At 65.2% G+C, this 7560-nt stretch carries 7 protein-coding genes and 1 pseudogene; 7 read left to right on the forward strand and 1 reads right to left on the reverse strand.

Features of this window, described 5'->3' with window-relative positions; all coding sequences use genetic code 11:
• The 5 genes from modA to ABLA28_RS09460 form a co-directional block, all read left to right on the forward strand.
• The coding region (gene modA / locus ABLA28_RS09440) for a molybdate ABC transporter substrate-binding protein (protein WP_347713452.1) at positions 1-601 on the forward strand (601 nt) is incomplete at its 5' end.
• A 161-nt stretch (positions 602-762) separates the two neighbouring features.
• Positions 763-1437, forward strand: coding sequence for a molybdate ABC transporter permease subunit (modB, locus tag ABLA28_RS09445; RefSeq protein ID WP_314716471.1), 675 nt, complete (start codon positions 763-765; stop codon positions 1435-1437).
• Between the two features lie 25 nt (positions 1438-1462).
• Positions 1463-2536 carry an ATP-binding cassette domain-containing protein gene (locus ABLA28_RS09450; RefSeq protein WP_347713453.1) on the forward strand — a complete coding sequence of 358 codons (1074 nt, stop codon included), beginning with the start codon at positions 1463-1465 and terminating at the stop codon, positions 2534-2536.
• Between the two features lie 82 nt (positions 2537-2618).
• Positions 2619-3131: a MogA/MoaB family molybdenum cofactor biosynthesis protein gene (locus ABLA28_RS09455; RefSeq protein WP_347713454.1), complete on the forward strand. Its 513-nt coding sequence runs from the start codon at positions 2619-2621 to the stop codon at positions 3129-3131.
• Positions 3132-3159: 28 nt separating this feature from the next.
• The gene (locus ABLA28_RS09460) at positions 3160-3759 is read left to right on the forward strand and encodes a HutD family protein (protein WP_347713455.1); all 600 of its coding nucleotides are present in this window, start codon (positions 3160-3162) and stop codon (positions 3757-3759) included.
• A 45-nt stretch (positions 3760-3804) separates the two neighbouring features.
• On the opposite strand, the gene ABLA28_RS09465 is transcribed toward ABLA28_RS09460, so the two are convergent.
• A complete protein-coding gene (locus tag ABLA28_RS09465) occupies positions 3805-4710 on the reverse strand; it encodes an MBL fold metallo-hydrolase (protein ID WP_347713456.1) in 906 nt (301 codons plus the stop codon).
• A 660-nt stretch (positions 4711-5370) separates the two neighbouring features.
• Between ABLA28_RS09465 and larA the strand changes: the two genes are divergently transcribed.
• Positions 5371-6660, forward strand: coding sequence for a nickel-dependent lactate racemase (gene larA / locus ABLA28_RS09470; protein WP_347713457.1), 1290 nt, complete (start codon positions 5371-5373; stop codon positions 6658-6660).
• A gap of 200 nt (positions 6661-6860) precedes the next feature.
• Positions 6861-7560, forward strand: a pseudogene (locus tag ABLA28_RS09475) (hypothetical protein); the annotation flags it as partial.

Here is a 7560-nt window from a genome sequence, read left to right on the forward strand (position 1 = left end):
CGGGACGCTCAAGACCCAGATCGAGGAAGGGGCCGTCTGCGACATCTTCATCTCCGCATCGCAGAAGCAGATGAACCAGCTGGACATCGCGTCCGACAAGAACGAGAAGAAGCTGGATTTCGTCCTCGAGGGCACGCGCGTCAACCTGCTGGAGAACCGCGTGGTGCTGGTCGTCCCCAAGGGCAACCCCGCCGGCGTGAAGGACTTCAAGGACGTGGGGACGGATGCGGTGCGTCTGGTGGCGCTGGGGAACGACGATGTCCCCGTCGGGCAGTATTCGCGCGAGATCTTCACCAACATGGGGCTCTGGGACGGGATGCAGAAGAAGATCACCTTCGGGAGCAACGTCAAGGAGGTCACCACGCAGGTGCAGGAGGGCGCGGCGGACTGCGGCGTCATCTATGCGACGGACGCCGCCTCCGCGGGGTTGACCGTCGTCGCCCCGGCGCCCGAGGGGACCCTCAAGACGCCGGTCGTCTACCCCGCCGCGGTGATGAAGTCCGGCAAGCATCCCGAGGCCGCGAAGAAGTTCCTGGAGTTCCTGCGGACGCCGGAGTGCGCGAAGGTCTTCGAGGCGGTCGGATTTACCGTCGTCCGCTGATCACGGTTCCAAATCACCTGTATGCTTCGTTGTCCTTGCTCGCCTTGCCCACAAGACGACCTGGAGTCGTAATTTGAATGGCGAGTCGTTGCACCCTTATTTGAAACGGGCGGGTAGAGACGCTATCCCGCCCGTTGTCGCCGCTCTCCGGGAGGATTGTCTTGGACTGGTTTCCGCTGTACAACTCTCTGCGCATCGCCGCGATCTCGACGGCGCTCTCCTTTTTTCTGGGCATCGCGGCGGCGTATTACATCGCCCGCCTGCCCCGGCTCGTCAAGGGAGCCCTGGACGTCGTCCTGACCCTTCCGATGGTGCTGCCGCCCACGGTCGTCGGCTATCTGCTGCTGTGCCTTCTGGGTCCGCGCCGGGTCCTGGGCGCGTGGGCGCTGGAGCACTTCGCGCTCCGCCTGGTCATGAACTGGTGGTCGGCCGTGTTCGCCACCACGGTCGTAGCCTTTCCGCTGATGTACCGCACCGCACGCGGCGCCTTCGAGTCCTTCGACGAGACCCTGGCTCAGGCGGGCCGGACGCTCGGGCTCTCCGATACCGTCATCTTCTGGCGCATCCGGATGCCCTGCTGCAGGCAGGGGCTCCTTGCCGGGATGGTGCTCTCCTTTGCGCGGGCACTGGGCGAGTACGGGGCCACCAGCATGATCGCGGGCTACACGCCGGGGAGGACGGCAACGATCTCCACGACCGTGTACCAGCTCTGGCGGACGAACGACGACGCCATGGCCCTCCGATGGGTCTGGGTGAACATCGGGATCTCCTTCGCGGTGCTCATGGCCGTGAACCTTCTGGAGCGGCGCAGGGAGGTACGGTCATGGGCGAGATAGCGGCCCGGCCGGAGGGGGAAGCGCGATGAGCCTGTCCGTGTCCGTCAAGAAGGACTATGGAAATTTCCGCCTGAACGCCCGTTTCGAGGCCGGAAACGAGGCATTGGCCCTTCTGGGAGCCTCCGGCTGCGGCAAAAGCCTGACCCTGCGGTGCGTCGCGGGGATAGATCGCCCGGACGAGGGGCGCATCGTCCTGGACGGCCGCGTGCTGTTCGACAGCCGTGTCGGCGTCGACCTGCCCCCCCGGCAGCGCAGGGTAGGCTACCTGTTCCAGCAATACGCGCTCTTCCCCAACATGACCGCCCTGCAGAACATCGCCGTCGGCGTCCGCGTCCCTCGCGAAGGGGCGGGAGGGACGCGGAAAAAACGCCGCGACGCCGCGATGGAGTACATCGAGCGGCTTCACCTGAAGGGGCTCGAGCGCAAGTACCCCTCCCAGCTCTCCGGGGGACAGCAGCAGCGCGTGGCCCTGGCGCGCATCCTGGCCTCGGAACCCGAGGCGATCCTTCTGGACGAGCCCTTCTCGGCGCTCGACAGCTACCTGAAATGGCAGCTGGAGCTGGAGCTCGCCGACACGCTTTCGCTCTTTCCGGGGACGCTCCTGTGGGTCTCGCACGACCGCTCCGAGGTGGTCCGAAACTGCAGCCGGGTGTGCGTGATGGAGACCGGCGAGGTCGATCCCCCCGTCTCCGTCTCCGACTTTCTCGGCGCCCCCCGGACTTTGAGGGCGGCGCGGCTGTGCGGCTGCAGGAACCTCGCCTCGGCGGAGCGAGGCGGCCGGCCGCGCGAAGTTTTCGTCCCCGACTGGGGGGTTCGTCTTGCCTGCGCCGAACCGGTCGGCGAGGAGGCGGCCTTCGCCGGGATTCACGCGCACCGCCTCCGTCCGACGGCGGAGGGGGACGGGAATCGGATCCCCTGCCTCGTCGCACGGGTCCTCAAGGACCTGGACCGCACGACGCTGCTGCTCCAGCCCGAGGAGGGCGGGCCGGACGCGGCCCCGCTGCGGATGGAGGCGGGGGCCGGGATCCCCCTGCCGAGGGCCGGCGAGAGGATCACGGTCTCGGTCGACCCCGAGGACGTCCTTCTGCTTCGGCGGTAGTTTTTGACTTTGTCGGGGGGCGGCTGCCCTCGAGAAATGGCTGTCCTTGAGAGACGGCTGCAGGGACGGGAGGAGGAACGGCATGTTTACGGCTGCGGTAGTGACGGTGAGCGACAGGGGGTCGCGCGGCGAGCGCGCCGACGGAAGCGGCCCGAGGATCGAGGCGCTCCTGAAGGAGCGGGGGTACAACATCGTGCACAGGGAGATCGTCCCCGACGAGCCCGGGGAGATCGAGCGGGCGCTCGTCCGGCTCGCGGACGAGCGGGATGTCGCGCTCGTCCTCACGACCGGAGGGACGGGGTTCTCCCCGCGCGACGTGACGCCCGAGGCGACCGAGCGGGCCTGTACGCGGATGGTCCCGGGGATCCCGGAGGCCATGCGCGCGGCGAGCCTGAAGGTGACGCCGCGGGGGATGCTCTCGCGCGGCGCCGCGGGGATTCGCGGGGGGACCTTGATCGTGAACCTGCCCGGCAGCCCCAAGGCGGCGATCGAAAACCTGGAGGCCGTCCTCCCCGCCCTCGAACACGGACTGGAGATGCTCCGCGGCGGACCGGCCGACTGCGGGGCTCCCGTCGGGACCGGGAGACGCGCCTGAGGCTCTTTGATTTTCAAGGAGGGGCATCGTGAGAATACGCCTGATTCGAAAGGAAGACCAGCCGACGGGAACCTGGGCCGGCGGGACGACGACGCAGCTGGCTATCGGACCGAAGGGCGCGGACTACGCCTCGCGCCGCTTCGAGTGGCGCATCAGCAGCGCCCGGGTGGACCTCGACGCGTCCGACTTCACCCCCCTGCCCGGATTTCGCCGCATCCTGATGATCCTGGAGGGGAACGTGCATCTGACGCACGAGGGGGTCCGGGAGATCCATCTGGCTCCCTTCGAACAGGATGTGTTCGAGGGGGCATGGCGGACGAGGAGCCGCGGACGGTGCGTCGACTTCAACCTGATGACCGCGGAGGGCTGGACGGGGAGCGTGGCGGCCCTGTGCTCCCCGGACGGGAAGACGCGGATAGACACGCCCCTCTTGGGAGCCGCCGAGGCGTTCTACTGTCTGCAGGACGGCACGGCGGCAGCGATCGGTGGAGGCTCCTGGAGCGATACGTTGAAGCGTGGCGACTTTCTGCTGATCGAGTCGCCCGATCCCGGCGCCGTGCTGTCCGTGGGGAGCCGGAGCGAAAAGCCGGTGGGGGTTCACGTCCGGGTTGAGGTGCTTGCAGGCTGAAAAGTGCGCGAGCGCGATCACGAACCGTGAAGCTCCCCAATTTTTCTATCCGGCGGGTTCCCTCCGCCGCCAGAGCAGGCGGCCGCCCTCCACGTAGGGCTCGGCCCGGCCCGCCTCCGCCAGCGCCGTCAGGTGAGCCCCGACGCTGCACAGGTTCAGAAGCAGGTGAGCGGCATCCATCTCCAGGCCCAGTGCGGCATCCCCGCCGATACGGGCCAGCACGTCCTCCCGGCTCCCGGGGACGGAGATCGCCGTCCAGACCGACTCGGTGAGCCATGTCAGAGCCTCGCGGTTCTGCCTTACCAACTCACGGACGTCCTGCGACGCCGGGGCGTGGCACGGCACGTACCACGCGGCCCGCTCGTTCTCGATCCAGTTCAGGGTCTCATGGCCGCGTCGTACGTCCAGCATCACCATGAATCGATATCGGCGCAGGACCGCAGGGTCGAAAAGCGAGTCTGCCAGGAACAACACGTCGTCCGGCGTTCGCACGCCGATCATGTCCAGGAAATGCCCCGGCAGCGGAACGGCCTCCAGCCGCGTGTCGCGGATGGGCCCCTCGTTCTCGATGAAGCCCGCACGGGACGGCCTGGCCTCGACGAACTTGCCCCGAATCTGCGGGAATGGAAACGCCCCCCACAGAAACAGGGGCTCCAGCATTGTGCACTCCGTCAGCGCCGCCTCGATGCGGGTTGCCCAGACCTCGCAGTCCGTGCGCTTCTGGATGAACGCGTTGGCCCCCACATGGTCGGCGTTCGAATGGGTGTTGACGATCGCGCGCAGGGGCACGCCGCGCTCCGCTTTGAGCAGGTTCAGAAGCCTGCGCCCCTGGTCGTCGTCCAACCCGGAGTCGATAAGGTATCCCTGCCCCTCCTCCTCGTAATAGCCGACATTGACCCGGCCGGGAACGTACCAGGTGCTCGCCCCCAGCTGTCTCAGTTCCAGTTTCATCCTCGCACCTCTTTCGCCGAAACCGCTTTGTCCGCCCCCCGCCCATTCATCGCCCCAATACGGTTGTCGAGGCAAAAGCCGTAACGCTCCGCCCCTACGCCGGCACTCCCTACGCGCGGTCTTCAGGGGATCGACGATCCATAGGCTGAATTTTCTCACAACGGCACTTCCTCGTCAATTGCGGGGGCTCATCCCCGTTCCATTCTATCGCAAGTCGGGCCCGGCCAGTCGCGGAGAACGACCGCACACTATTCCTCTGATCCGGAAAGCGTCGCAACGGATCTGAGGTCTGCCCCCCACGGTCGGAGCGAAACGACATCGATTGAGGGCGTCCTGTTTGACAAGGTCCGGACTCGCTGGTATCATACCCCTCAATTCCTATCGGAATAGTCGTGCGATTTATTCCGACAAGCTCAATCCGGCAAGTCCAAAAGGAGCGGTTCCGCCGTGAAGCATGTGTCCTCTTTCGTCCTTTCGGAGATCGTTATAGACGTGATGTTTATCCTCCGTTCCGGGGAAGGGCAGCGCGGAGCGTATCCTTGTTGATTTCAACCGAAACGCCGTCAGGCGGCAGGCAGAATTCGAAGGGGAGGCGGATCCGCAGCGGGATACCCCTCCCCTGTTTTTTTTGACTTTTCATAATGGAGAGGAGCCAGAGATATGGGAAAGCATCAGATGAAGTTCGACAGGGAAGTCGTGGAGGTGGAGATCCCCGATTCCGATCTCTTGGGGGTCCTGCGCAGCCGTGAGGTCCCCTGCGCGCCTACGGAGGAGGAGGCTGTCCGGGAGGCCCTGGCGAACCCGATCGGCGCCCCGAGGCTCAAGGATATCGTCAGGCCCGGGGAGAAGGTCTGCATCGTCACCTGCGATATCACCCGCCTGTGGCAGCATCCCAGCCTGTACCTGCCCATCCTGGTGGAGGAGCTCAACGCCATCGGGGTGCCGGACAAGGACATTTTTTTCATCTCGGGCACCGGAACGCACCGCAGTCAGACGCCTGAGGAGCACAAGGCCATCGTCGGCGAGGACCTTTACCGGCGCTGCAAGGTCTACGACCACAACAGCCGCACGGACGCGATGACGGACTTCGGCGCCACGAGCCGCGGAACGCCCGTTCGCTTCAACAAGCGCGCCGCCGACAGCGACCACGTGATCGTCACGGGGGGAGTCGTCTATCACTTCATGGCCGGCTGGGGCGGCGGAAAGAAGGGGATCCTGCCCGGCATCGCCTCCTACGAGACCGTCATGGCCAACCATGCCCTGGCGCTCAACCCCCTCCCCGGTAAGGGGCGGAATTCCGTCTGCCGCACGGGGAGCATCGACGGCAACCTCATCCATCTGGACATGGTGGAGGCCGTCGGGAAGCTGAACCCCAGCTTCCTTCTGAACGTCGTCATGAACGCCTCGGGAAAGATCGGCTGGGCCGTCGCGGGCGACTGGAGGCAGGCCTATCAAAAGGGGATGGACATCGTGGACAGCGTCGACGCCGTCGAGATTTCGGAGAAGGCCGACCTCGTCGTCGCCTCCGCCTGCGGCTACCCCAAGGACATCAACTTCTACCAGACGTCCAAGACGTTCTTCAACGCCCAGGAGGCCTTGAAGCCGGGCGGAGCGATGCTGGTCCTCAGCGCCTGCACGGAGGGCTACGGAAACGAGGAGGTGCAGAAGATGCTCCTGGACTTCCCGGACAACGACGCCCGGGAGTCGGAGCTGCGCCGCGAATTCACCATCGCCAAACACGTCGGGTTCTGCACCGGCGAGACGGCGGAGAGGTTCGACTTCCACCTCGTGACCAAAATGGACCCCGCCCTGCTGGAGGGTACGGGCGTCATCGCCTCCCGTACGGTGGAGGAGGCCATGGAGAAGATCCACGCCAAACACGGCGGCTCCCTGAAGACCTGGCTGATGCCCCAGGGGGCCAACACCCTGCCGAAGATGGCGGGACACTGACACGAAACCGAAGCCTTCGGAACGCGGAGGATGCAAAAGGACCGGCCGGTTTTGCCTCGGCCGGTCCTTTTGCATGTTCCTCCGTGAACTTGGAGACGGAGGGTTCGCCTGCTAAAATACGTTTTGAGGCGGAAGGAAGCAAGGCTGACAGGGACGAATTACGATGCTTGTCGTTTATTCAATGCGGGAGGCCGACTGGGATGGACAACGGGCAAGGGCAAATTCGCGGGGAGGAAAAAAGCGGGAGATTCCTGCCTCTGCGTCCTGCAATTCTTTCGCTGTTGGCGGTAATGCTCGGGACATGCGGCATGCCGGCCGTTTCGGTCACCTCCGGGGAGAGCTCCCCTTCCGCAAGGATATCCCCGAGCGCCAGCGAAAGGGAAGCGGCGGAGGCACCGCCACCTGCGTTGGAGTTGAACTTTCAAAGGGCCTCCTTCTACGTCGATGATCCCGCCCCCCAAGAGGAGAGCATGTGGCGCGCACAGTGGCCCGACAGGGCTTTCGGGAGATACAAACGATTACGGTACAGATACAACTACGATTACGGCTTTTCCCCAATAGAAATGTTCCCCGAGATCCATTCCGAATGCCCTATTCTCTATGGTGCAACCTTTCCGAAGCCTCCAGTTTTTGTTTGGGACTCGAAGCTGTGGGCCGCCAAGCCCGTCATCTACCTCTACCCGGAGGCTGAGACGGATGTGAACGTGCGGCTGGATTACAAGGGCAGGCTGACCTGCACCTACCCCGCGCCCGACCCCGACGGCGCGTGGCACGTCACCGCGCGGCCCGACGGCACCCTCACCGACAAACAGGGCCGGGAGTACAGCTACCTCTTCTGGGAGGGGGCGTCCGACGAAACACACCCCGACTTCTCCAGTGGCTTCGTCGTCAGGGGCTCGG

This window comes from uncultured Fretibacterium sp. (genome assembly GCF_963544685.1).
Taxonomy (GTDB): Bacteria; Synergistota; Synergistia; order Synergistales; family Aminobacteriaceae; genus CAJPSE01.